The sequence below is a fragment of the Methylobacillus sp. DLP286 genome (assembly GCF_056636515.1).
This window is the reverse complement of sequence record NZ_CM153145.1, coordinates 2,393,274-2,415,363: the sequence shown is the minus strand read 5'-3', so window position 1 is coordinate 2,415,363 and position 22,090 is coordinate 2,393,274. Positions and strand designations below refer to the sequence as shown.

General features: G+C 57.8%; 24 protein-coding genes, 1 tRNA gene and 1 pseudogene. 9 read left to right on the top strand and 17 right to left on the bottom strand.

What is annotated here, in order from left to right:
- The first annotated feature begins 21 nt into the window (after nt 1-21).
- A complete protein-coding gene (locus ACWXTG_RS11475; protein ID WP_480219963.1) occupies nt 22-1,452 on the top strand; it encodes a PepSY domain-containing protein in 1,431 nt (476 codons plus the stop codon).
- Here ACWXTG_RS11475 and ACWXTG_RS11470 read toward each other — a convergent pair.
- A complete protein-coding gene (locus ACWXTG_RS11470) occupies nt 1,439-2,047 on the bottom strand; it encodes a hypothetical protein (RefSeq protein ID WP_480219962.1) in 609 nt (202 codons plus the stop codon). The two genes, ACWXTG_RS11475 and ACWXTG_RS11470, sit on opposite strands and share 14 nt — an antisense overlap.
- 164 nt (nt 2,048-2,211) lie before the next feature.
- Here ACWXTG_RS11470 and ACWXTG_RS11465 point away from each other — a divergent pair, with 164 nt between their 5' ends.
- Nucleotides 2,212-2,631 (top strand): pyridoxamine 5'-phosphate oxidase family protein, encoded by a 420-nt coding sequence (locus ACWXTG_RS11465; RefSeq protein WP_480219961.1) that lies wholly within the window; start codon nt 2,212-2,214, stop codon nt 2,629-2,631.
- Between the two features lie 25 nt (nt 2,632-2,656).
- On the opposite strand, the gene ACWXTG_RS11460 is transcribed toward ACWXTG_RS11465, so the two are convergent.
- The 7 genes from ACWXTG_RS11460 to ACWXTG_RS11430 form a co-directional block, all read right to left on the bottom strand.
- Complete coding sequence (locus ACWXTG_RS11460; protein WP_480219960.1) at nt 2,657-3,118, bottom strand: hypothetical protein; 462 nt, start codon at nt 3,116-3,118, stop codon at nt 2,657-2,659.
- Nucleotides 3,115-3,903 carry a type I methionyl aminopeptidase gene (gene map / locus ACWXTG_RS11455; RefSeq protein WP_480221237.1) on the bottom strand — a complete coding sequence of 263 codons (789 nt, stop codon included), beginning with the start codon at nt 3,901-3,903 and terminating at the stop codon, nt 3,115-3,117. Before map ends, ACWXTG_RS11460 begins: the two co-directional genes overlap by 4 nt.
- Entirely contained in the window at nt 3,903-4,160 is a 258-nt protein-coding gene (locus tag ACWXTG_RS11450; protein WP_309566998.1) for a ParD-like family protein, read from the bottom strand. Before ACWXTG_RS11450 ends, map begins: the two co-directional genes overlap by 1 nt.
- Nucleotides 4,161-4,328: 168 nt before the next feature.
- Nucleotides 4,329-6,824 (bottom strand): TonB-dependent siderophore receptor, encoded by a 2,496-nt coding sequence (locus ACWXTG_RS11445; RefSeq protein ID WP_480219959.1) that lies wholly within the window; start codon nt 6,822-6,824, stop codon nt 4,329-4,331.
- Nucleotides 6,825-6,935: 111 nt separating this feature from the next.
- Entirely contained in the window at nt 6,936-7,898 is a 963-nt protein-coding gene (locus ACWXTG_RS11440; protein WP_480219958.1) for a FecR domain-containing protein, read from the bottom strand.
- A gap of 5 nt (nt 7,899-7,903) precedes the next feature.
- A complete protein-coding gene (locus ACWXTG_RS11435; RefSeq protein ID WP_480219957.1) occupies nt 7,904-8,425 on the bottom strand; it encodes a sigma-70 family RNA polymerase sigma factor in 522 nt (173 codons plus the stop codon).
- An 84-nt stretch (nt 8,426-8,509) separates the two neighbouring features.
- Complete coding sequence (locus ACWXTG_RS11430; RefSeq protein ID WP_480221236.1) at nt 8,510-9,964, bottom strand: cobyric acid synthase; 1,455 nt, start codon at nt 9,962-9,964, stop codon at nt 8,510-8,512.
- A gap of 14 nt (nt 9,965-9,978) precedes the next feature.
- On the opposite strand from ACWXTG_RS11430, the gene cbiB reads away from it, so the two are divergent.
- Both cbiB and cobD read left to right on the top strand, forming a co-directional pair.
- Entirely contained in the window at nt 9,979-10,950 is a 972-nt protein-coding gene (cbiB, locus tag ACWXTG_RS11425; protein WP_480219956.1) for an adenosylcobinamide-phosphate synthase CbiB, read from the top strand.
- Nucleotides 10,943-11,923: a threonine-phosphate decarboxylase CobD gene (gene cobD, locus ACWXTG_RS11420; protein ID WP_480219955.1), complete on the top strand. Its 981-nt coding sequence runs from the start codon at nt 10,943-10,945 to the stop codon at nt 11,921-11,923. Before cbiB ends, cobD begins: the two co-directional genes overlap by 8 nt.
- 20 nt (nt 11,924-11,943) lie before the next feature.
- On the opposite strand, the gene cobC is transcribed toward cobD, so the two are convergent.
- From cobC to cobT, 3 genes are read right to left on the bottom strand one after another with little or no spacing between them, the layout of a single operon-like run.
- Entirely contained in the window at nt 11,944-12,519 is a 576-nt protein-coding gene (gene cobC, locus ACWXTG_RS11415) for an alpha-ribazole phosphatase (protein ID WP_480219954.1), read from the bottom strand.
- A gap of 16 nt (nt 12,520-12,535) precedes the next feature.
- The gene (locus ACWXTG_RS11410) at nt 12,536-13,282 is read right to left on the bottom strand and encodes an adenosylcobinamide-GDP ribazoletransferase (RefSeq protein WP_480219953.1); all 747 of its coding nucleotides are present in this window, start codon (nt 13,280-13,282) and stop codon (nt 12,536-12,538) included.
- Nucleotides 13,279-14,346, bottom strand: a complete 1,068-nt coding sequence (cobT, locus tag ACWXTG_RS11405) for a nicotinate-nucleotide--dimethylbenzimidazole phosphoribosyltransferase (RefSeq protein WP_480219952.1) — start codon at nt 14,344-14,346, stop codon at nt 13,279-13,281. Before cobT ends, ACWXTG_RS11410 begins: the two co-directional genes overlap by 4 nt.
- 166 nt (nt 14,347-14,512) lie before the next feature.
- Between cobT and ACWXTG_RS11400 the strand changes: the two genes are divergently transcribed.
- Nucleotides 14,513-14,588 (top strand) — tRNA-Phe (locus ACWXTG_RS11400).
- 283 nt (nt 14,589-14,871) lie between these two features.
- Here ACWXTG_RS11400 and ACWXTG_RS11395 read toward each other — a convergent pair.
- Entirely contained in the window at nt 14,872-15,126 is a 255-nt protein-coding gene (locus ACWXTG_RS11395) for a hypothetical protein (protein ID WP_480219951.1), read from the bottom strand.
- Between the two features lie 131 nt (nt 15,127-15,257).
- On the opposite strand from ACWXTG_RS11395, the pseudogene ACWXTG_RS11390 reads away from it, so the two are divergent.
- From ACWXTG_RS11390 to ACWXTG_RS11380, 3 genes and pseudogenes are all read left to right on the top strand, one after another.
- Nucleotides 15,258-15,516: pseudogene (locus ACWXTG_RS11390) on the top strand (YgjP-like metallopeptidase domain-containing protein); the annotation flags it as partial.
- Nucleotides 15,517-15,613: 97 nt separating this feature from the next.
- Nucleotides 15,614-15,949: a rhodanese-like domain-containing protein gene (locus ACWXTG_RS11385; RefSeq protein WP_309566981.1), complete on the top strand. Its 336-nt coding sequence runs from the start codon at nt 15,614-15,616 to the stop codon at nt 15,947-15,949.
- Nucleotides 15,950-15,951: 2 nt separating this feature from the next.
- On the top strand, nt 15,952-16,197 hold the full coding sequence (locus ACWXTG_RS11380; protein WP_309566980.1) for a sulfurtransferase TusA family protein: 246 nt from the start codon (nt 15,952-15,954) through the stop codon (nt 16,195-16,197).
- Between the two features lie 4 nt (nt 16,198-16,201).
- Here the strand turns inward: ACWXTG_RS11380 and ACWXTG_RS11375 are convergent, their stop codons facing one another.
- The 5 genes from ACWXTG_RS11375 to ACWXTG_RS11355 form a co-directional block, all read right to left on the bottom strand.
- Nucleotides 16,202-16,354, bottom strand: a complete 153-nt coding sequence (locus ACWXTG_RS11375) for a bestrophin family ion channel (protein WP_309566979.1) — start codon at nt 16,352-16,354, stop codon at nt 16,202-16,204.
- A gap of 32 nt (nt 16,355-16,386) precedes the next feature.
- A complete protein-coding gene (locus ACWXTG_RS11370) occupies nt 16,387-19,218 on the bottom strand; it encodes a valine--tRNA ligase (protein WP_480219950.1) in 2,832 nt (943 codons plus the stop codon).
- 42 nt (nt 19,219-19,260) lie between these two features.
- On the bottom strand, nt 19,261-20,172 hold the full coding sequence (locus tag ACWXTG_RS11365; RefSeq protein ID WP_480219949.1) for a hypothetical protein: 912 nt from the start codon (nt 20,170-20,172) through the stop codon (nt 19,261-19,263).
- Between the two features lie 16 nt (nt 20,173-20,188).
- Nucleotides 20,189-20,755: a LemA family protein gene (locus tag ACWXTG_RS11360; RefSeq protein WP_480219948.1), complete on the bottom strand. Its 567-nt coding sequence runs from the start codon at nt 20,753-20,755 to the stop codon at nt 20,189-20,191.
- 106 nt (nt 20,756-20,861) lie between these two features.
- Nucleotides 20,862-21,497 carry a PEP-CTERM sorting domain-containing protein gene (locus tag ACWXTG_RS11355; RefSeq protein ID WP_309566975.1) on the bottom strand — a complete coding sequence of 212 codons (636 nt, stop codon included), beginning with the start codon at nt 21,495-21,497 and terminating at the stop codon, nt 20,862-20,864.
- A gap of 130 nt (nt 21,498-21,627) precedes the next feature.
- On the opposite strand from ACWXTG_RS11355, the gene ACWXTG_RS11350 reads away from it, so the two are divergent.
- Nucleotides 21,628-22,080 carry an NfeD family protein gene (locus tag ACWXTG_RS11350; RefSeq protein ID WP_480219947.1) on the top strand — a complete coding sequence of 151 codons (453 nt, stop codon included), beginning with the start codon at nt 21,628-21,630 and terminating at the stop codon, nt 22,078-22,080.
- Nucleotides 22,081-22,090: the final 10 nt, after the last annotated feature.

The following is a 22,090-nucleotide window of genomic DNA, read 5'->3' as shown; positions in this document are numbered from 1 at the left end:
CTCCTGAGTACGTACAGCACCATGAAACTCTTCACCATGCGCAACCTCCACCTCTGGCATCGCTGGCTGGGGATAGCGCTTGGGGTGCTGGTGCTGCTCTGGTTCATTTCCGGGGTGGTCATGCTGTTCGTGGCCTACCCCAAGCTCATGCAGGAAGAACGGATTCCCCGCCTGGAGGCGGTTGCACCTGGCTTGGTGCGCATAGCGCCGGCCCAGGTGGGGGTCATGCTAGGCGGTGAGCCGGACAAGCTCCGGCTTGCCATGCATAATGGGCGGCCGCTTTACCATGCCTTATACCAGAACACTTGGCATTCCGTCTGGGCAGACAGCGGCGAGAAGCTGAGCGTCACGCCCCATGACGTCCGCATATCTGCCCAGGCATTCCTGCCTGGCGCATCCATCATCAATACAGAATTGATCGAGCGCGACCAATGGTCGATCTCGTCCTCTCTCCATGCCCACCGGCCTTTGCATCGCGTGACTTTCAGCAACGGGAATGTGCTGTATTTGTCCAGCCACACGGCGGAAGTCGTGCTGGATACCTCGCGTAGCGAGCGCGCCTGGAACTGGCTGGGCTCCGTCATCCACTGGATATATTTCACTCCGCTCCGCTTCGATTATACCCAGGTTTGGCGTCAGGTCGTCATGTGGCTGTCGTTCCCCGCCACGGCGATGAGCCTGATGGGCATCTGGCTGGGAATAGACCGCCTGCGCCTGCGTCGCCGCTACAAGGGAGGCCGCATGACGCCATATCGCGGCTGGGCCAAGTGGCACCATGTTTCCGGCCTGCTCGCAGGGGTGCTGTGCCTGACATGGCTGTTCAGCGGCTGGCTGTCGATGAAGCCGTTCGATATGTTCTCGGGCAAGAAGCTGAGCGAGCAAGAATCGCGGCACTGGGCAGGAAAACCGCCGTACGGGCCGTTGCCGGCATTGCCGGCGCAGATAGGCGCGACGGAGCAAATTGGCGAGATCGAATGGATATATTTTGCTGGCAGGCCTATCCTGCTCGGCCTTGCACAGCATCGCACCTGGATGCTGGACGCCGCCAGCGGGGCGCCGCTCGCCCCGTTCGCGGCGGCAGCATTCACGGCACAGGCGGCAGGCATGCTGCCGGATGCAGGGATCAAGGCTGCCACCTGGCTGGAGCATGGCGACAGGTATTACTACGGCAAACGGTTAGAGGCTGCCTCCCCGGTCATCCGCATCGACCTGGATGACATTTCCGCCACCAGCTATTACATCGACCCGGCCACTACGCGCATCGTGGCATCGCAGGACAATAACAGCCGCACTTATCGCTGGCTGTTTGCGGCGCTGCACCGCCTCGATTTCGCACCGTTCGACAATGCCGAGATCCCGCGCTGGATCGTCGTGATCCTGTTCTCGATCGGCGGCGTCATCCTCACCGCCGCAGGCATGGTCATGGGCTGGCGCCGTCTCACTCGCGCCTAGCCGCCATGTTGGTGCAGTTGCCAGCTACCAACGGCGGGTTGCCTGAGCCCGGCCTGAGGATGGCGCCGCTGCCCACGCCGTTGGACGCCACGCAGGCCTGGAAGCCCACGCGCGTGCTGCGCGGTGTCGCCGTATTCACCAGCACTTCGCGCTGCTCATCAGTCAAAGCCAAAGCGCCGCGCTCGGAAAGCAACTGGCCGTAGGAAGGGTAGGCGCCATGCGTTTCGCGGAACGCTTCCAGCTTGCCATGCAGCTCCTGGGCGATACGGTCGGTATCCACGGGGCCATTCCGCTGCAAAGCCAACGCTTCAAGCGCCTCTTCCTGTTGCTGCTGCTCCGCTTTTCCCTTGGATACATAGTTGGCGCTGACCAGGAATAGTACCAGCAGCACCGTGTAGGCCAGGTTGATGCCAATGGCGAGGATGGCAAACAAATTGCCTTGTCCGGCGGCGCGCGATTTGAGCAGGGCGAATATCCCCACCACGACACCAAGCAACGGCACGCAGAAGACAGACAACAACAAGGCGATGATGCCGGCCTTCTTGCCTGGGTCATTTGTTTTCTTGGTTTCTGGCGATGTTTGTGCAGCGGTCATGAGGGCTGTTCCGGTCATTGAAGCAAGGTGAGATTAAACCACGCCGGCAAGCACTGTGTCCCGCCAAGATAATATACACTATATAAACGAAACGTATATTTTTGATATGATGCGCTAGTTATCCGGTTTTTTAACCAAGCAATGCGCAATACTAGGGAATACAAATGAAAATACTCAACGATTCAATTAAGGCCATGCTAGCCAAGGAACTGCCGGTTCAAGCCACGGTAAGCCAGGATGGACTGCCGGACATCGGCCCCAAGCGTTCGCTGCGGGTCTATGACGACCAGACCTTGATCTACAATGAGAACACCGGCGGCCAGACCTTGCAGAACATACGCGACGGCTCGAAAATGGCGATTGCCGTGATTGACCGCCCCGCCCTGGATGGCTACCGCATCGTCGGCACGCCCGAGCTATTCAGCGCAGGCACTGCGCCTTATGACAATGCGCTGGCATTCGCGGAAAAGAACGGCATGAAAACGCCGAAATTCGCGGTCCTTATCCATATCGACGATATCTATACATTGAGGTCCGGTCCGGACGCAGGCAAGAAAATCGACGAGCCAGCCAGCGTCAAATAAGCCCGGCCAACAAAAACCCAGCCAGTCAATTGGACCGTTCAATACGCTGCCCTGTACTGGCTGGATAGTTTCCACATTGCTGCTGGTGTGCGACCCACTCGCCCAATGCGCGCGTCATGTGCCTGGCCGCGAAAAGGCGCAAACCTTCAGGCGCGGCCACGTCTTTACATAAAGCATCCAAGCGCTGAAAAGCTTCCTGGTAATGCCCTCCCGCCAAAGCCTGCGCATTTTTCCTACGGTAAATATCGGCGAGATTATGTTGAGCAACGACATAAGCCGCAACCACCGCATCGCCGCATTGGGCGACCTCGTCATCGCCTGCGACACTGCATGCCTCCAGCATTTCCTCGGCCAGCACCAAGGCGTGCTGGTAACGGATGCCAGCTTGCACGCCATCCTGATCGAGCACGGCAGCAGCCATGCCCATCAGCTTTTCCCAGGCACGCAAAGCGCCATAAAAAGACATGCAAGCTGGAGATCGCATCATGCAATTTCCTGATAGGCCCCCAACCCATCCGGCCAATCAGTCAGCAGCTCAAATCCTTCCTCGGTCACTGCCACCATATGTTCCCACTGGGCCGACCAACCCTTGTCCTGCGTCACAACCGTCCACTCGTCCTGCAATGTCCTGGTAGCGGCCTTGCCGGCATTGACCATGGGCTCTACCGTGAAAATCATGCCAGGCTTGAGCCTGAGCCCCTTGCCCGGCTGGCCGTAATTCAGCACTTGCGGCTCGTCATGATAGACCTGGCCGACACCGTGGCCGCAATATTCGCGCACCACGCTGAACCCCTGCGCATGTGCCGCCTGCTGGATTGCATATCCCACGTCGCCCAGGGTATTGCCCGGCTTCACCTGCAAAATGCCGGCCCGCATCGCGTCATAGGCGGCCTGCACCAGCCGCACCGCCTCCGGCGCAGCATTGCCGATCAGATACATGCGGCTGGTATCGCCATACCAGCCATCCTTGATGACCGCGACATCGATATTGAGGATATCGCCATCCCGCAACACTTGCTTCCCGGAAGGAATGCCATGGCAGACCACATGGTTGACGGATGTGCAGATAGTCTTGGGAAAACCGCTATAGCCAAGGTTGGCGGGAATCGCCTTCAGCTCATACACGATATATTCGTGGCAAATGCGGTCAAGATCTTCCGTCGTCACGCCCGGCGCCACATGCTCCTTGACCATGGCAAGCACCTGGGCAGCCATTTGCCCGGCTATGCGCGCCTTTGCAACATCATCCGCCCCATGCAGCACAACCCCCATCACACAGTCCGCTTGAGGCTGATCACGGAAGCCACATCGCCCCCGGCCGGTTTCAGGGCATTGCCCACCTCGCCCCCACTCTGCTCGATCTGCAACAACAAGCGGCAGATGTCCGTATAACTCAATTGCGGATGCATTTCCGCCAGCATGCCCACCCGCAACCAATGCTCCGCTTGCGAATTGATCGAACGGCTGAACGCATTGCTCGCGGAACGGATGTTCTCGTGCATTGAGTCGGAAATCTTGACGATGCCCATGGCTTGCTCCTGGTAAATATTATGTATACGAAACGTATAATAGCAAAAAGACTTGCGGATGACAGATTTTTCCTCATCGTCAAAAATAAGAAATGGCATGCATGCAAAAACAGCATCAATAAAAAAGCACGCCCAAGGGCGTGCTTGAATTTGCAGTGCTAATAATGCTTAGAACTGATAGCGCAGCGTCAACATTGCATTGCGTGGCGTCCCATAGAACACAGTGTTGTAATTGCCAATACCGCTGAAGTAATGCTTGTCGAACAGGTTGTTCACTTGCAGCAGCATTTTCAACTTGGGATTGATGTCATATGCAGCATTGATACCCACCACTGCATAGGTATCTTGCTCAAACTTCCAAGTAGCATTGTTCGCAGCAAAGTTGAAATAAGTGCCATTCTGCCAATTTAAGTTGCCCCCCACTGATAGTTTGTTAAGCACACCGGGAAAGCGATAGCTAGTAGCGAATCTAAATAAACTGAGCGGCTGATTGGTACTCACACGTTTGTCATTGGCATCCACGGAATGGCGATAGGTATAACCTGCCAGCACTTGCCATCGCGGTAGCACTTCACCGGACATTTCCAGCTCTATGCCCCGGGTTTCAACGCCTTTGGCTGCAATCATCGCTGAGCCGCCAGTAGGCGTTGCCGCACCACTAGGATCCAGAATGGCAAAATTATCCTGTTTGATCTGGAAGTAGGCAATGCTGGCATTCAGCTTGCCATCGAAATATTCTCCCTTGCCTCCTATTTCATAGCTTTTACCGGTCAATGGGTCAAGCTGCTGGCCTGCGGCGTTGAAATTGTACGCCTGCGGTTTAAAGATGTCGGTGTAGCTGAAGTACACAGAATGATGTGAATCAACATCCAAGGTCACACCGGCATAGGGTGTGACCTCGCCACTGACCTTGGTATCATATAGTGCTGTTCTAGGCAGAGCGTTGTTGCTCAGCAAAGACCATTCATAATTGGTGACGCGCGCACCGAAAATCACGGAAAGGTAGTCAGTAGGCTTTAATGCAGTAGCTGCATAAAATACATTCTGCTTCACATCAACATCATGGGTAATCCACCACTCAAAACGACTTGGTTCAGTAGCATTATTATTCCAATTGAAGACATCGTTGATCGTGCTGTCCGTATCACCATCATAGCGGCGTGACTTGGCTTCGGTCTTGGCAAAGTTGTAGCCGAATACCAATTCATGACTGCGACCGAACAGAGAATATTCACCCCTAGCCATCAGGTCTATGCCGTTTTCTTTGGTATCAGTGTTAAACCTAGCTGCTCCTCCAACGTAGAAACCGTGCGGAGCGCTATGATCCACTACGTTAATCAAGCCAGTCGAAGAAGGATTTGTCATCCCTGAAATCAGCTCTCTGGAAGTATAGTCTCGATGACTCACGGTTGCTTTGACTACCCAATCGTTGTCGAAACGGTGCTCTAGGTCGGCAAATATCCGCTGGGTTTTTTGATCGCGATACGCCCACTTATCTGCTGGATTGGTATCGCGCTTGAATTTGGCAATCGACCCATCAGTGAAGATGGTCGGCAAATGCGAGTTGGTAGTCGCATCGTTATTGTTCTGTTGGTAGTCTAGTCCCAGCGAGAGTTTGGTCTTCTCAGTCAGGTCAGCCTCCAGGATGCCATAGAAAATATTCTGTTCGCTACGCGCATAATCCATGAAACTGCCTTGATCCTGCACCACAGAGACTACCCTTCCCCTGATACGGCCATCCTCAATTAATGCCCCTGACAAATCCAGTTCAGCACGATAGTTATCCCACGAGCCGGCCCCCAGCATGAGATGTCCCTGGAACTCGGCCGTTGGAGGCTTACGAACAAAATTAATTACACCTGAGGGATAACCCGCACCATTCAATAATCCAGTTGCCCCTTTGAGCACTTCGACACGGTCATAGATTGCAGCATTGGTGATACTGTAGTTATCACGCACATTACCTCCATCACTGGATAAGCTGGGCACTCCATCAAACTGGAAATTCTCTACCTGAAAGCCTCGTGCGTAAAAACTATACCCTTCCGTATTCTCACGATTCACGGTAATGCCTGGCGTCTGCTGTAATACATCCGCAATATTGGTTAGCCCTTGATCATCCATTTGCTGACGCGTAATGACACTGACTGATTGCGGCGTTTCACGCAGGGAGCGATTGAATCGTGTCGCGGCCGCTGATGATTTCACGGTATAGGAACCCGTTCCTTCGCTCATGGTGTTTTTATCACTGGCAGCAGAGACCTGCACTTCTGGCAGTGTTACTGCATCACTTGTCTTTTCGCCGGAAACTGTCTGGGTTTTTTGCAACAGATAAACACCCGTTGTTGTGTTGACAGCTTGCAAGCCAGTGCCGGCCAGAAGTGCATTAAACCCCTGCTGCACGCTATAAGAACCGCTCAATCCTGGACTCGTTTTACCATCCACCAGCGCTGGCGGCAACGTAACACTAACGCCTGCAGCGCCTGCAAACTCACTGAGCGCCTGCTCCAATGGGCCAGCCTTGACATGATACTTGCCAGCTTGACTATGCTCCTCTGCAAATGCAGTAACAGCAGAACACAAGGCAGTGCTGGTCATGGCAAAAATAAGAAGCGCACCTTGTACCGCCTGGCGCAGAAGATGGCGTTGATGTTGCGGTTGCATGAATTCCCCTTTAGTGAATATGAATAAGAATTGCTTTCAATTCACTTCACACGCCAGATCGGCGAAGGGGACAACAATTGGAAAATTTTCTGGCTATATTGCCGTGGGATCTCAAGCTCCGGCACTGGGCGCATTGAAAGTGACCCAATACCGCGTGAGGTAGCTGACTTTCACAGGCAACACCATGGGCAGGCTGGCGAATACCTGGTCAGTATCGGCAAGCTGGAACGCACCAGAAATCTTTAGCTCCGCCACTTCCGGCGCACAGCGCACCACGCCCGGCCGGTAGCGTGCTAGTTCGGCGGCGAAATCGGCGAGGCGCATTTCGCGCGCATGGAGGATGCCTTGCGTCCAGCTATCAGCATTGGGCGCCACTGCCGAAGGCGGCATGATGGCCTCGTCATTGAAGCGCGTTTGCCAGCCTGCCTGTATCACGCGCCGCTCGCCCTCGCGCGTGGTGATTTCCACCGCGCCTTCCAACACGGCAAGCTGGATCTCTTCCGCAGACTGCCGCACGATAAAGCGCGTGCCCAGCGGCTTCAATTGCCCATGCCGGGTGGCGACCACCAGCGGACGATATGCCGGATGCCCCGCGGGCGTTTGGCCCTTGCCGGTCTGGATCAGCACTTCGCCCGTTTCCAGCACTATCAAGCGCCGGTTGGCATCCAGTATGGTATTGATGCCGGTGGAGGTATTGAGGTGCACTGCAGTGCCATCGGCAAGCTGGATCTGCCTGCGCTCGCCGGTGCGCGTGCTGTATTGCGCCAACCGCAGGCGAACCGGCTCGCTGCGCCAGCCCTGCCAGCCGGCCGTCCCTGCCACAACTAGCACCGCCAAGGCCTTGACCGCGCGGCGGCGGCTTTCCAGGTGGCTGCGCTGCAAGGTGGCATGCGCTAGCTTGCCTGGCAAGGCTCCCAACATGGCGCTCACCTGCTGCGCCCGCTGCCAGGCGGCCTCGTGCATGGGGTCCGCTTCGCGCCATACAGCGCATGCCTGACGGTCTGCTTCAGTGGCTTCATGCTCCTGCAGCCGGAAAAACCATTCCGCTGCTTGCAGGGCAATCGTTTCATTCATTGCCGTCATGCGGAAAGCAATATGCAACGCGCCATCGCCTGCACCATGTAGCGCTTGATGGTACGCTCGCTGGCTGCCAGCTGCTGAGCGATCTGGGCGTAAGTCATGCCTTCGAGCTGCGCCAGCAGGAACGCCGCCCGCACCTTGGCAGGCAAGCCGTCGAGCATGCTGTCGATCTGCTGCAGGGTTTCGAGGATCACCAGCCGGTGCTCGGGAGAAGGCGCGGATAAGTCCGGCATGAGCGCCAGGGAATCGAGATAGGCCTGCTCCAGGGCACGCCTGCGGTAGAGGTTGGCCACCAGGCGCTTTGCCACCACGGTAAGGTAGGCGCGCGGCTCCTGCAATTGCCAGCCTGACTTTTTCTCGGCAATATGCTCCGGCGCCGTCAGGATGCGCATGAACGTATCCTGCGCCACGTCTGCCGCATCCGCGGCATCGCCCAATTTGCGCCGCAACCAGTCCTGCAACCAGCCGTGATGGTGGGTATAAAGAAGTTGCAGCGATTGCCGCTCCTGGTCGATAGACATTTGCCTAGCCAAAAATAAGAATTGTTCTCATTTTAATGCAAATCCAGGCCAAATGCATGAGGCGAAATAGTTGTCCACTTCGCTTTAAGGCAGGTATGGCTGCAGCTTGCTCCAATCCAGATGCTGCTCCACTTCATCGGCCAGCCGCTCCAGGCTGGCCTCGCGCACGGCGATGTAATCGTAATGGGCGATTTCTTCCTGCGTCTGTTTAAGCTGGTTGTAGCCTGCCCAATCCAATAAGGCCCGGGTCGCTTCGGCATAGTCGAACAGGCCGTGCAGGTAAGTGCCCGCTATCTGGCTGTCTTCGGACAGTGCGCCTTCTGCCTGCGTACCGATATAGAGCAAAGGCCGCTTCAAGGCTGGGCCGTTGCTGACGCCCATGTGAATCTCATAGCCAATCACGGTAGCGTCGGCAAAGGTGAGCTTGCCCTCGACTTCCTTGAGGTGTTTTTCCTTGGTGAGCGTGGTTTCCATCTCCAGCCAGCCGAAGCCGTCGCTGGATCCCGCATCGCCTTCGATGCCATGAGGGTCGTGGATTTTGCGGCCGAGCATCTGAAAGCCGCCGCAAATGCCCAGCAGCTTGCCGCCGTAGCGCAGGTGGCGGGAGATTTTCTCGCGCCAGCCGTGGGATTCCAGCACTGCCAGGTCGCCGCGCACGTTCTTGCTGCCCGGCAGGATGATGAGGTCGGCTGGCGGCACCGGCTCGTTGAGCTCTATGAACTGGAAATCGACATGCGGGTGCATGCGCAGGGCGTCCATGTCGGTATGGTTGCTGACGTGCGGCAGGACCGGGGCAATCACGCGCAGCCAGGTCTGCGGCTTGTCCGGCGTATCTCTCGCCACGGAATCCTCGGCTTCGAGATGCAAGTTGCGCAGATAGGGCAGCACGCCGAGCACGGGAATGCCGGTTTCCTGCTGCAGCCAGTCTAGCCCGGGCTGCAGCAACGCGATATCGCCGCGAAAACGGTTGATGACGAAGCCGATGATGCGCTTTCTCTCCGACTCGGAGAGTAGCGCCAGGGTGCCGACGATATGGGCGAACACGCCGCCGCGGTCGATATCGGCGATCAATATTACCGGGCAATCCGCCGCCTCGGCGAAGCCCATGTTGGCAATGTCGTTCTGCCGCAGGTTAATTTCCGCCGGGCTGCCCGCGCCCTCGACGATGATGCATTCATATTGTTCGCGCAGGCGCTGCCATGAAGCCAGTACGGCTTCCCGCGCCTTGGGCTTGTAGGCGTGGTAGGCCGTTGCTTCGAGGTTGGTCAGCACCTTGCCGTGGATGATCACTTGGCAGCCGGTGTCGGTATTCGGTTTGAGCAATACCGGGTTCATGTCGGTATGCGGCAACAGGCCGCACGCCTGCGCCTGTACGGCCTGCGCGCGGCCGATCTCGCCGCCGTCGCTGGTCACGGCGGAATTGAGCGCCATGTTCTGCGGTTTGAATGGCGCGACGCGCACGCCCCTGCGGTACAATACTCGGCATAACGCAGCCACCAGCGTGCTCTTGCCCGCATCCGAGGTGGTGCCCTGAACCATCAATGTGTTGGCATATGTCATTGGCCCATTATCCCACTACTTTTCTTACAACCCCAGCCCTGCTGCTCGCTGCATTGCTATTGGATCGGCTGCTGGGCGAGCCAGGACGCTGGCATCCGCTGGTGGGGTTCGGCAACCTGGCATCCGCGCTGGAAAAGCGTCTCAACCGCCAACATGCGCCTTTCATCGCGCGCCTGCTGGGCCTGCTGGCCTGGCTAGCATTATTGCTGCCGGCGTTTGTCTTGGCCGTCTGGCTCACGCACCTTGCCCATCGCTGGCTGCCCGCTTTTGGCTGGCTGCTCGACATCGCGCTGCTGTATCTCTCCATTGGCGCGCGCAGCCTCAAGGAGCATGCCCTACGGATCTACCACGCACTCGCACAACAGGATTTGGCCGCCGCGCGCCATGCCGTGGGCATGATCGTGAGCCGCGACACGGCAGCGCTTGATAAACGTGAAATTGCCACTGCCAGCGTGGAATCGGTGCTGGAGAACGGCAATGATGCGATTTTCGGCGCGATCTTCTGGTTTATATTGCTCGGCGGCAGTGGCGCGCTGCTGTTCCGCCTCGCCAATACGCTGGATGCCATGTGGGGCTACCGCACGCCGCGCTTCCTGTATTTCGGCTGGGCCGCCGCCCGCCTGGACGACCTGCTCAACCTCGTTCCTGCCCGATTGACCGCTTTGAGCTACGCGCTTTGCGGGCATACCAGGAGCGGATTCTCGTGTTGGCGGCAACAGGGCGGGCGATGGTACAGCCCGAATGCAGGCCCAGTGATGGCGGCAGGGGCAGGCGCGCTGCACGTGACGCTGGGCGGCAAGGCGCGCTACCACGGGCAGGACAAGGTACGCCCCACGCTGGGAATCGGGCCGGCTGCCTCGGCTGCGAGCATCCATGCCGCGGTGCGGCTGGTGGATCGCAGCATCGCGCTCTGGTGCCTGGTCATTTTCGTCATGTATGCATTGATCGGGGCATACCATGCTTGAGCACGGCGGCAACCTGCATGCAGCCAGCCAACAATATGGCATTGCACCCGAGGACTGGCTGGACCTTTCCACCGGCATCAACCCGCACGGCTACCCAGTGCCGGACATCCCCCCGTCGGCGTGGCAGCGCCTGCCGGAAACCGACCAGCAACTCGAGCGCATCGCGGCAAACTATTATGGCGCCCGGCACCTGCTGACCACCTCCGGCTCGCAGGCCGCGATCCAGGCGCTTCCGCGAATGCGCGGACCATGCCGCGTCACCGTGCTTGGCCCCATGTATGCGGAGCACGCCCACGCATGGCGGCAGCAAGGGCACCAAGTCAATGAAATCGACAACTTGCCTGACACGAACATCCTTGCTGAAACCGATGTGTTGCTGGCGTGCAACCCCAACAATCCCACTGCCCGCCTGATTGCGCCCGGCGCGCTTCTGGAGTGGCATCAAGCCCTCTCGCAGCACGGGGGCTGGCTGATCTTGGACGAAGCCTTCATGGACAGCACCCCGGAATATAGCCTGGCGGCATACAGCCATCAGCCCGGGCTCATCATCCTGCGCTCTCTGGGGAAATTCTTTGGCCTGGCCGGCGCGCGCGTGGGCTTTCTGCTGGCAGAAACACCGCTATTGAACCGTGTTGCCGATATATTGGGCCCCTGGACCGTCACCGGCCCAGCCAGGATAGTAGCCCAGGCCGCACTGGCCGATCATTCGTGGCGGCAGCATAATCGCGCAAGGCTGTTGGCTGAAAGCCAACAATTGGCGGATATGCTGCAGCAGTCCGGCCTGCCGCCGCTCAATGGCTGCGCGCTGTTCCAATGGCTGAGGGTGGAGCATGCGGAGCACCTGCATGTGCAATTGGCGCATCAAGGCGTCTGGACACGGCATTTCCCGGCACGGCAGGGATTGCGGTTTGGCTTGCCCCCTGCGGACGGTTGGCAGAAACTGGCAGCGGCGCTAGCTAACTTGCACATTTAAACCATCGCAGCATCGACATCTCAGCGATTGACGTAGGCCACCCTGGTCAACCGTTCTTCCACGATGATCTTGCTCACGCTGGCATAGTCGATCTGCAGCTTGAAGGTATGCACCAGCGGCAGGTCCAGCGCATAGCCGGCCAGCGCCCGGATGACGCCCGCATGCGTGAACACCAGGGCCGGCCGTTCATGATGCTGCAAATCTGCAACAAAGGATTGCGCGCGCTGGGAAAGCTGCAGGAAGGACTCCCCATTCGGCGGCACGTGCCGCACATGGTCCTCCGCCCATACGTCCACCAGCCCGCGCGGGATATCGTTCCAGGATTGCATTTCCCAATCGCCGAAGTTCAGCTCCTTGAGCCTGGCATCAGCTTGCACCGCCATCCGCGGGCTGAATGTGGCGGCTACCGACTCGGCCAGTTTCATGCAGCGTTGCAAGGGGCTGCTGTAAATAGCAGGATGCTTGAGGTGCTTGAGCTTGGGGTACAACGCATCGAATTCGGCAAGAAACGTCTCCGTGACGTCAATGTCGCTATGCCCGTAGCATGTGCCGGGCAGAACATCCGGCGTCGTATGACGCACCAGGTAAATTTCCAATTACATACTCCACATATCAGGATGCCAGAATCAAAACGCCGAGATAAAACGCCAGCTCAGTGAGCTGCTGCATGGCGCCCAGGCAATCGCCCGTATAACCTCCCAGGCGCTGCCTTAGCTTGAAGCTAAACCAGAGCCAGACAAGCACGACCGGCAGCAACGCCAGCCACAGCCTGGCCGGCAACAATACCATTGGCGCCAGGCCCGACACTGCGGCAATCCATAGGCTCGCGACCGACGGCTTGGCCGCCAAAGGCTTGGCTTTGCCCTCCTCCCGCACGTATTCCTGGGTGGCCATCACCAGCACGGCGGCAAGCCGGCTCGCGGCATGGGCCGCCAAGAGGACGAACGGCACCAATTCAATCCTGATATGGTCAAGGCTGGCAAATTTAAGCAGCAAAGCCAGAAAAAGCGCTATCGCGCCATAGCTGCCGATGCGGGAATCCTTCATGATGACCAGCGCTTGTTCTTTCGTCCAGCCGCCACCCAGGCCGTCCATGGTATCCGCCAACCCATCCTCATGGAACGCGCCGGTCAACCATGCCGTCGCCGCCATGCTGAGGACGATAGCCACCGTTGCGGGCAATATTTGCAAGCTCAAATACAATACCAGCGCCGCCGCCGACCCGACGAGAATGCCCACCAGCGGGAAATAGCGTGCCGCATCGTTCAGCTCGGCGGAATCAAAATTCTGGATGGCGGGCACCGGCAGGCGCGTGAAAAAGCCCAGGGCCAGAAGGAGCAAACGCCACTGCTGGCTCATGAAACACCCTGCCGGCTGATGTTGGCAGAGTCGAACGAGGCCATCTCATTGAGGAAATTCACGGCAGCCTGCACCAGAGGGTACGCCAGCGCAGCGCCAGTCCCCTCTCCAAGGCGCAAGCCAAGGTTGAGCAAAGGCTTGGCCTCCAGTTGCTCCAGCACCAGTTTATGACCCGCCTCGTCGGAACAATGCGCGAAAATACAGTACTCCAATATAGCGGGAGCTATCCGGCTCGCCACCAGCAAGGCCGCCGTCGCGATAAAGCCGTCGATCAACAGGGCGACCCGCTGTTCTGCAGCGCCCAACATCGCGCCCACCATCATGGCGATCTCGAATCCGCCAAAAGTCGCCAGCACCGCCGAAGGATCTTTATTGTCCACCTGATGGCGTGCTATCGCCCGGCGGATCACGTCCGCCTTGTGGGCCACGCCGGCGTCATCCAGGCCCGTGCCGCGACCGACGCATTGCTCCACCGGCAAATTGCACAGCACCGCGACAATGGCCGAAGCGGAAGTGGTATTGCCGATTCCCATCTCACCGAACCCCATCACATTGGTGCCGGCATCGGCTTCCGCCTGTGCGAGCTTGTAACCGTTGACCAGGGCCTGGTTGCACATATACGGGCACATGGCGGGCATCTTGAGGAAGTTACTGGTTCCCATGCTGACCTTGGCACGAATCAGCTCCGGATGCGCCGAGAACTCATGGCACACCCCGGCATCCACAATCCTGATCCGCATCCCATACTGGCGCGTAAACACATTGATCCCCGCGCCGCCATTCAGGAAGTTCATCACCATCTGCCGCGTGACTTCCTTTGGATATGGGCTAACGCCTTCCTCGACCACCCCATGGTCGCCCGCGAACACCAGCATGGCCGGACGTTGCAGGACAGGCGTCAATGATTGCTGGATCAGGCCAAGCTGCAACGCCAGGCCTTCAAGCTGACCCAATGCACCTCTCGGCTTGGTTTTATTGTCGATCTTGGCTTGCAGCGCGGCTTTCAGACCGTGGTCCAATGGGGATATCGCAAATTCTGGCAATGGCAGTGGTTGGTGACTCATGAAATTTACTTTTTAAATCAAGCCTGGAGCATACCCGAGCACGCAACTTTTTTAAACCATGGGAATAAAACACGAATTTTTTCGATCCCAGCTAGACGAAACGCCGAAGTTTGCTATAATGCTGGCCTTGCGTGAGCTCAAGAGCCAACGTAATAAGTAAGTATATGGCCAGGTAGCTCAGTTGGTAGAGCAGCGGATTGAAAATCCGCGTGTCGGCAGTTCGATTCTGCCCCTGGCCACCAAGGAATACCAAAGGGTTAGCTTCAGTGATGAGCTAGCCCTTTTTCATTACTAGGCAATGCCTGATAAACACCTACGATTCCTGAGCAATCTTGCAGCCTATTCCGGCCCTAGAGTCTGCGCAATTGAAAGCGCATGCAGTGACAAGAGAATCGACCACTGATTCATACCTTTTGCCACTCTCCATCAAGAATGGTCACATAATCTTGCGATGAGTTATCAACCATTACACGCATTCCTTATCAATATATTGCCTGCCACACACGAAATGTGCTCTCGATAAAATCACTCCGACATCCAATAACATGCAATGGATGCCGGAATAGCCACAACCTCTCCAATGGCTGAATTTTCTTCCTGAGGCTCCTTACTATGTTTGCCTGGCTTCATTACAGGAATACGCCTGAAATCTTCCCAGCGCTGGGTAATCACATACCCCCTGCGGCACCTGCCTTTCAGGCGAGCTGGCGTGATTGGAGTATCCTGATATTTCACTTCAAACGGCACGAGGCGGTCTAAGATGCTGGTGACGATATCCACTTCCTGCTTGCTCTTGCCATCAATCCAGTAAGAAAACTCTGGAGTTTCACGCCAGTATGTTCACACCTTCCAATTGCCCACACAAGGTGGGAATGTCGAGAATACCGCCATCATGACCCGGTAAAGGCACGCTAGGCACCAACACCTTGATCTTCCGCAAGCAAGGCAACAGGTTGAAAAGCAAGAACGAGATCCGCATTGCGGCACTTTTTCGCGATGCGCCGGAAGCATTCCTGCGCATGATCGTGGTTGCATGAACTCTCTCACCTGAAAGAACACGACCACAACAAGGCGTTCTACCAGCTATGCCACTATATGGAGCCTAGCTATCTCCAGTTGGAATTCGATATGCGGGTATGGCTGACTTGGCGCGAGCACAAGCATGTTTAGCTACCAATGGGCGGCAACCGCATCAATGGCTCAAGAAAAGACTAGTGTATGGTTATGGTAAGATGGCGCGCTCTTTCTTCAGTTGTTTGGATTTCTCATGGCCAGCCACACCGACATCGACGCGCAAGAGCTGCATGCGTTGCTTTCCTCGCAAAAAGCCATCCTCGTCGATGTGCGTAACGATGACGAGGTGGCGCGCGGCGTGATCGAAGGCGCCATGCACTTGCCCATGATGGTGATTCCCGGCATGGGGAGCCTATTGTGCGAGCATGAGGAAACCCCGCTGGTGTTCTATTGCCATAGCGGCATCCGATCCGCACAGGCAGCGGCATTCATCGCAGGCAACATGGAACGCGGGAATGTGTATAACCTGCGTGGCGGCATCCTGGCCTGGGCCAATGCCGGCTATACTTTTGTCACAAAAACGGATTGATCATGGAATTTCATCAAGAACTCGATGCGCGCGGGCTCAAATGTCCGCTCCCCATCCTGCGCTGCAAGAAGGCGCTGGCTGATGTTGGTTCAGGAGAGATACTGAAAGTCATCGCCACCGATCCCGGCTCAGTCAAAGATTTCCAGGCCTTTTGCAAACAGACCGGCCATGAAATGCTGTCTGTCGGTGAAGATGGCAATGCTCCTCAGAAAGAGTTCATCTTCCATATCAGAAAAAGAGTGGCGTGACTGCTTAGTGGGGTACAGCCGCCCTGCCGTGGGTTGCCACCACCAGGGAACTCAGCAAGGTCGTGAACAATACCTTGCGCCAGATCGCCGGGATGATGGAACCCTTGAGCGAGAACAGCAGGACACGGGCACTGGGATTTTGCGGTTGCGTAATCATGAAACGTCCTTTTATTCAGCGCCCGGCTTGCCTTATTTCAGCTTGGCAAGTTGCGCCTGCAGTTTTGCCACTGTGTCGCTGAATGCCGCCAGCCTGGCTTTTTCCTGCTCGACCACGGCGGCTGGCGCACGCGCCACGAAGCCTTCATTGCCCAGCTTGGCCTGCGCCTTGGCGATTTCCGCCTCAAGGCGGCTGATTTCCTTGCCCAGGCGCTCCTTCTCGGCGGCGACGTCGATCTCGATCTTGAGCATGAGCTTGAAATCGCCTGCCAATGCCACCGGCGCTTCCGCCTCGGGTAGGTCGGCCATGATCTCGACTTCGCTCAGCTTGGCCAGCGCCTTGAGGTAAGGCGCATAGATTGCCAGCTTGTCGTTGTCGCCCACAGCGATCAGCGGCACGCGCGCGGCGGGCGACACGTTCATCTCGCCGCGCAGGCTGCGGCAGGCATCCACCGATTCCTTGAGCAAGGCGACCCAGGCTTCGGCCTGCTCATCCAGCTTGGCCGGCTGGCTGATCGGGTATTGCTCCAGCATGATGCTGGGGCCGGTGCGGCCGGACAGCGGGCCCACGGTCTGCCAGATTTCCTCGGTAATGAACGGCATCAGGGGATGCGCAAGGCGCAGGACGGTTTCCAGCACGCGCAGCAGGGTGCGGCGCGTAGCGCGCTGCTGCGCCTCGCTGCCGTTCTGCAATTGCACCTTGGCCAGCTCCAGGTACCAGTCGCAATATTCATCCCAGACAAACTTGTAGATGGCTTGCGCCACGTTGTCGAAACGGTATTCGGCAAAGCCGCGCTCGATGTCGGCCTCGGTGCGCTGCAATAGGCTGACGATCCAGCGGTCGGCCTGCGAGAAGTCCAGGTAGCCCTCGGGCTGGGTCTTGCAGTCTTCCAGGCCGCAATCCTTGCCCTCGGTGTTCATGAGCACGAAGCGGGTGGCGTTCCACAGCTTGTTGCAGAAGTTGCGGTAGCCCTCGCAGCGCTGCAGGTCGAACTTGATGTCGCGGCCGGGCGAGGCCAGCGAGGCGAAGGTGAAACGCAAGGCGTCGGTACCGAACGCGGGAATGCCTTCCGGGAATTCCTTGCGCGTTCGCTTCTCGATCTGCTCGGCCTGTTTCGGGTTCATGAGGCCGGTAGTGCGCTTCTTCACCAGCTCCTCGATGCCGATGCCGTCGATCAGGTCGATCGGGTCGAGCACATTGCCCTTGGACTTGGACATCTTCTGCCCTTCAGCATCGCGGATCAGGCCGTGCACATAGACGTCGTGGAACGGAATCTTGCCGGTGATATGCTTGGTCATCATCACCATGCGCGCCACCCAGAAGAAGATGATGTCGAAGCCGGTCACCAGCACCGAGGACGGCAGGAATTGCTGCAAGGCTAGGTTGGCCTTGTCCTTTTCCTCGTCGCCGGTCCAGTCCAAGGTAGAGAACGGCCACAGGGCGGAGGAATACCAGGTATCCAGCACGTCTTCGTCACGCTTCAGGTTGCCGCGGTAACCATCGTTGGCGGCGAGCTGGATCGCCTCGGTTTCGTTGTGCGCGACATAGACCTTGCCGTCATCGCTGTACCACGCGGGAATCTGGTGCCCCCACCAGAGTTGGCGCGAGATACACCAATCCTGGATGTTGTTGAGCCACTGGTTGTAGGTGTTGACCCAGTTTTCCGGCACGAAACGGATTTCGCCGTTGGCGACCACTTCCAGCGCTTTTTCGGTAATGCTCTTGCCGTCCGCGCCCGGCTTGCTCATGGCGACGAACCACTGGTCGGTGAGCATGGGCTCGATCACGACGCCGGTACGGTCGCCGCGCGGCACCTTGAGTTTGTGCTTATCGACCTTGACCAGGAAGCCTTGGCCTTCGAGGTCGGCCACCACCTGCTTACGCGCGGCAAAACGCTCCAGGCCCTGGTATTGCACCGGCGCGGCATCGTTGATATGGCCGTCCAATGTGAGGATGCTGATCATCGGCAGCTTGTGGCGCTGGCCCACGGCATAGTCGTTGAAATCGTGCGCAGGCGTCACCTTGACCACGCCGGTGCCGAACTCGCGATCCACGTAGTCGTCCGCAATCACCGGAATCTCCCGGTCGCATAACGGTAGCTTGACGTGCTTGCCAATCAGGTGCGCATAACGCTCGTCCTCGGGATGCACCATTACGGCGACGTCGCCGAGCATGGTTTCAGGACGCGTCGTGGCGACAGTCAGTTCGCCATTGCCGTCCGCCAATGGATAGCGGATATGCCAGAGATGTCCGTCTTCCTCCTCGGAAATCACTTCGAGGTCGGAAACGGCAGTATGCAGCTTGGGGTCCCAGTTCACTAGGCGCTTGCCGCGATAAATCAGGCCCTCGTTATACAGCCGCACGAAGGTTTCCGTCACGGTATGCGACAAGCCCTCGTCCATGGTGAAACGCTCGCGGCTCCAGTCCGGCGAGGTGCCCAGGCGGCGCATTTGCTTGGTGATGCTGCCGCCGGAATATTCCTTCCACTCCCAGACCTTTTCGAGGAATTTCTCGCGGCCGAGGTCGTGGCGGCTGACGCCTTGCGCATCGAGCTGGCGCTCGACGACGATCTGCGTGGCGATGCCGGCATGGTCGGTGCCCGGCTGCCACAGGGTGTTGTCGCCGCGCATGCGGTGATAGCGCGTCAACGCGTCCATGATAGTCTGGTTGAAACCGTGCCCCATATGCAGCGTGCCCGTCACATTGGGCGGCGGCAGCAGGATGCAGAAGTTGTCTTGTTTGCTGGAATCCAGCCCGGCTGCATAGTAGCCGCGCTCTTCCCAGAATTGGTACCAGCGGCTTTCTATGTTCTTGGGTTCAAAGGATTTATCCAGGGTTTGGCTTGCAGTGGTATCGGTAGTCATAGGGGTGGGATTTTAGCATAGCGCATTCATGCGAAAACGCTGTCACGCTAAAAACCGGCCCGACTGCAAATGCAGCAACGCCAGCATGAGCGCCACGAACACCAGCCCATGCAGCCAACATAACAATAAATAACGCCGCTTGAGGCGCTGTGGCGACAGGCTGGAAAGCAGGAACAGGCGGCCGTCGGCTGGCGCCCGCATTACATGCACGCCGGGCGCGGTGCGCAATTCGCGATGCTGCCTCTCCACCTCGCGCGCGGCGGCCCGGCGCGCCAGCTCCCACTCCTTGAGGTCGATCTCGCCGTTGCCGTCCAGGTCAAAGCGTTCCAGCAGGCCGGCTTTGTCGCGTTTCCATTCCGCAAGCAATTCGGAAACATCCTCCTTCTGGTTAAGCAGCATATTCGCGCCGCCCACCGTGGTAAATTCTCCCAGCACGTAAATCGACCCGGCAAACAGGATATCCTCCACGCGCTTGTAGTCCGCGGCATAGCTGACCCTGCGTTCCGGCCCGATGACCTCCGCATGGTCAGGGTCGACGAAGCACTGGCCCGAACCGTCGCTGATGACGAAGGTTTCATGGCTGGCGCCTTCATGCGTCAGGCGCCAATGCCTGCGGTCGTGACGCTGGAATACCTGGAAGCGGTACCAGACGCAGCGTACCGAAGAAAACGGACTGATGATCAAGTGCTCGGGATCGGGCACTGCGCGGCCATACAATTCGACATAGCCCTGCGCGGCAGAGCCGATGCGCGAAGTAGGCAGGTCCGCAATCGCGCGGTTGCGCCTGTAGTTGCCAGCCCAGGCCACCAGGCTGACCAACGCGGCGAGTGCCAGGCAAACCGTCCATACCCGGAGGTTATTCGACTGGGCGGCCACCGCAAGCAACAGCAGGTAGGCAGCGCCGCCCAGGCAATCCAGGTAATAGCTGCGCCAGCCGCGCCACATGAACCGCATCGGTTAATTGAGAAACTTATTGCTTGAAACGCGCCGCGATATCGACATCCTTGAGCTCGCTGCGGGCGAAACGCAGCATGGCCTCGTGATTGAAGCCCAATGTGCGGGCCACCAGCAGGTCGGGAAATTGCGCGATGCGCACATTGTGCAGGTTGACGCTTTCGTTATAGAACTCGCGCCGGTCGGCAATCGCGTTTTCAAGGCTGCTGATGCGCGCCTGCAAATGCAGGAACTGCTCGTTGGCCTTGAGTTCTGGATAGGATTCCGCCACGGCAAACAACGTCCCCAGCCCGGCGCGCAATGCGCTTTCCGCCGCGCCCAAAGCCGCGACGTCATGATGCTGGCTCGCCTCCTGCACGCGGGAGCGCGCCTGGATCACCTGTTGCAAGGTGGCCTGCTCATGCTGCATGTACTGCTTGCAGGTATCGACCAGCTTGGGCAACTCGTCATGGCGCTGCTTGAGCAATACATCGATATTGGCCCAGGCTTTTTCGACATTGTTCTTGAGGTTGACCAGCCCGTTGTACACCATGATGAAATACACGACAGCGACCACCAGCAATGCCAGCAAGAAAATCTGCATATTCCCTCCCCTTTTTGCAGGCAGTGTAATCCGCTTCCTCGCACTCAGGCAACGCCGTCAAACAAAAAGCCAGCATTGCTGGCTTTTTGTCTTCGTGCCTCAAACCCTAGCTAAGCATTTTGCGCCGCGCAGCAAACCCTACCAGTCCCAGGCCAGCAAGCATCAATCCATACACGCTAGGCTCCGGCACCGGGGCCAAGGTCGCCGTGAATGCCAGGTCGCCGCCCAGGGTGGTATTCCAATCCGTCCCGGTCAGCTGGCTGCGATCGTTGCCGTTATTCAAGTAAACAAACGTACCGCCCTCATATGCCGTATCGGGAGCAAAGCCCCATTCGTTGGTGCTTTCCACGCCGCCCTGGATACCGGAAGTAGTGAAATAAAGCACATATTGGCTATTGGCTTGCAAATTCACGGAAGGATACGCCGTGATCTCGGTATATTCGCTCGAGCCAGTGAAGCGGAACGGGTCGGACTGATAAAGAATCTCTCCAACCCTTGAACCAGTCCAGGTCCCGACTTCAATGGTGAATGGCGCATTCAGATCGGTCAGGATAAAAGAGAAAGACTCCAAGACCTGGGCCTGGTCGCCAATAGTGATAGTCTGGCCATAGGTAGCCGTATCCGGCGTACCGAATGGCGAGACTTCTCCATCCCATTGATCTATGGTGCTGATGGTAGTGGCGGCATGGACTGCCGGCGTAAATGCCAATGTCAAAACAAAACCCAATGCGGGAAATTTCATCACGACCTCCTTGATGTTGAATGAACTGAGACAACTCGTGCTTAAAAATTCCCCCCCGTTGGGTGACCATATTGCCAGGGTAAAGTTCTGGTACGATGACGGACTAAACACTCAACGGGACACAATCAAGATGCTGGAACCGCTCTGGATATGGGGCATACTCGGATTAGCCCTGATCGCGCTGGAAATGCTGACGGGCACCCTGTATATACTCTGGTTCGGTATCGCGGCGCTCTGCCTGGCATTACTCACCTACCTGCTCCCGGCATTGGGCACCGCCTGGCAATTATTGATCTTTGCTGCGCTGTCATTGGGCTCGCTCGCAATCTGGAAGCAGTTCTATCGCCGCGAACAGGACGATTCCAGCATCGGGCAATCGCGCGGCGATGAAATCGGCCGCACCGGCATCATCATCGAGCCGGTCAGCCCAAGGCAGAACGGCCTGATCGAGTTCGCCCAGGGCGTGCTGGGGAGCCGCCAATGGGTCGCCATCGCCAATGAGGAAATCGAGGCTGGCGCCGAAGCCGTCGTCGTGGCGGTGGAAGGCAACCGCCTGCGCGTCAGCAAGAAAACCACCGGATAATATCCACAAG

Coding starts and splice junctions, on each gene's coding strand:
- ACWXTG_RS11380 (WP_309566980.1), top strand. CDS start 15,952: ATGGAATTTCATCAAGAACTCGATGCGCGCGGGCTCAAATGTCCGCTC.
- ACWXTG_RS11465 (WP_480219961.1), top strand. CDS start 2,212: ATGAAAATACTCAACGATTCAATTAAGGCCATGCTAGCCAAGGAACTG.
- ACWXTG_RS11370 (WP_480219950.1), bottom strand. CDS start 19,218: ATGACTACCGATACCACTGCAAGCCAAACCCTGGATAAATCCTTTGAA.
- cobT (WP_480219952.1), bottom strand. CDS start 14,346: ATGAGTCACCAACCACTGCCATTGCCAGAATTTGCGATATCCCCATTG.
- ACWXTG_RS11375 (WP_309566979.1), bottom strand. CDS start 16,354: ATGATTACGCAACCGCAAAATCCCAGTGCCCGTGTCCTGCTGTTCTCG.
- ACWXTG_RS11385 (WP_309566981.1), top strand. CDS start 15,614: ATGGCCAGCCACACCGACATCGACGCGCAAGAGCTGCATGCGTTGCTT.
- map (WP_480221237.1), bottom strand. CDS start 3,903: ATGGGGGTTGTGCTGCATGGGGCGGATGATGTTGCAAAGGCGCGCATA.
- ACWXTG_RS11475 (WP_480219963.1), top strand. CDS start 22: ATGAAACTCTTCACCATGCGCAACCTCCACCTCTGGCATCGCTGGCTG.
- ACWXTG_RS11430 (WP_480221236.1), bottom strand. CDS start 9,964: ATGGTTCAGGGCACCACCTCGGATGCGGGCAAGAGCACGCTGGTGGCT.
- ACWXTG_RS11450 (WP_309566998.1), bottom strand. CDS start 4,160: ATGGGCATCGTCAAGATTTCCGACTCAATGCACGAGAACATCCGTTCC.
- ACWXTG_RS11470 (WP_480219962.1), bottom strand. CDS start 2,047: ATGACCGCTGCACAAACATCGCCAGAAACCAAGAAAACAAATGACCCA.
- ACWXTG_RS11435 (WP_480219957.1), bottom strand. CDS start 8,425: ATGTCTATCGACCAGGAGCGGCAATCGCTGCAACTTCTTTATACCCAC.
- cbiB (WP_480219956.1), top strand. CDS start 9,979: ATGTCATTGGCCCATTATCCCACTACTTTTCTTACAACCCCAGCCCTG.
- cobD (WP_480219955.1), top strand. CDS start 10,943: ATGCTTGAGCACGGCGGCAACCTGCATGCAGCCAGCCAACAATATGGC.
- ACWXTG_RS11355 (WP_309566975.1), bottom strand. CDS start 21,497: ATGAAATTTCCCGCATTGGGTTTTGTTTTGACATTGGCATTTACGCCG.
- ACWXTG_RS11350 (WP_480219947.1), top strand. CDS start 21,628: ATGCTGGAACCGCTCTGGATATGGGGCATACTCGGATTAGCCCTGATC.
- ACWXTG_RS11360 (WP_480219948.1), bottom strand. CDS start 20,755: ATGCAGATTTTCTTGCTGGCATTGCTGGTGGTCGCTGTCGTGTATTTC.
- ACWXTG_RS11460 (WP_480219960.1), bottom strand. CDS start 3,118: ATGATGCGATCTCCAGCTTGCATGTCTTTTTATGGCGCTTTGCGTGCC.
- ACWXTG_RS11440 (WP_480219958.1), bottom strand. CDS start 7,898: ATGAATGAAACGATTGCCCTGCAAGCAGCGGAATGGTTTTTCCGGCTG.
- ACWXTG_RS11410 (WP_480219953.1), bottom strand. CDS start 13,282: ATGAGCCAGCAGTGGCGTTTGCTCCTTCTGGCCCTGGGCTTTTTCACG.
- ACWXTG_RS11365 (WP_480219949.1), bottom strand. CDS start 20,172: ATGCGGTTCATGTGGCGCGGCTGGCGCAGCTATTACCTGGATTGCCTG.
- ACWXTG_RS11445 (WP_480219959.1), bottom strand. CDS start 6,824: ATGCAACCGCAACATCAACGCCATCTTCTGCGCCAGGCGGTACAAGGT.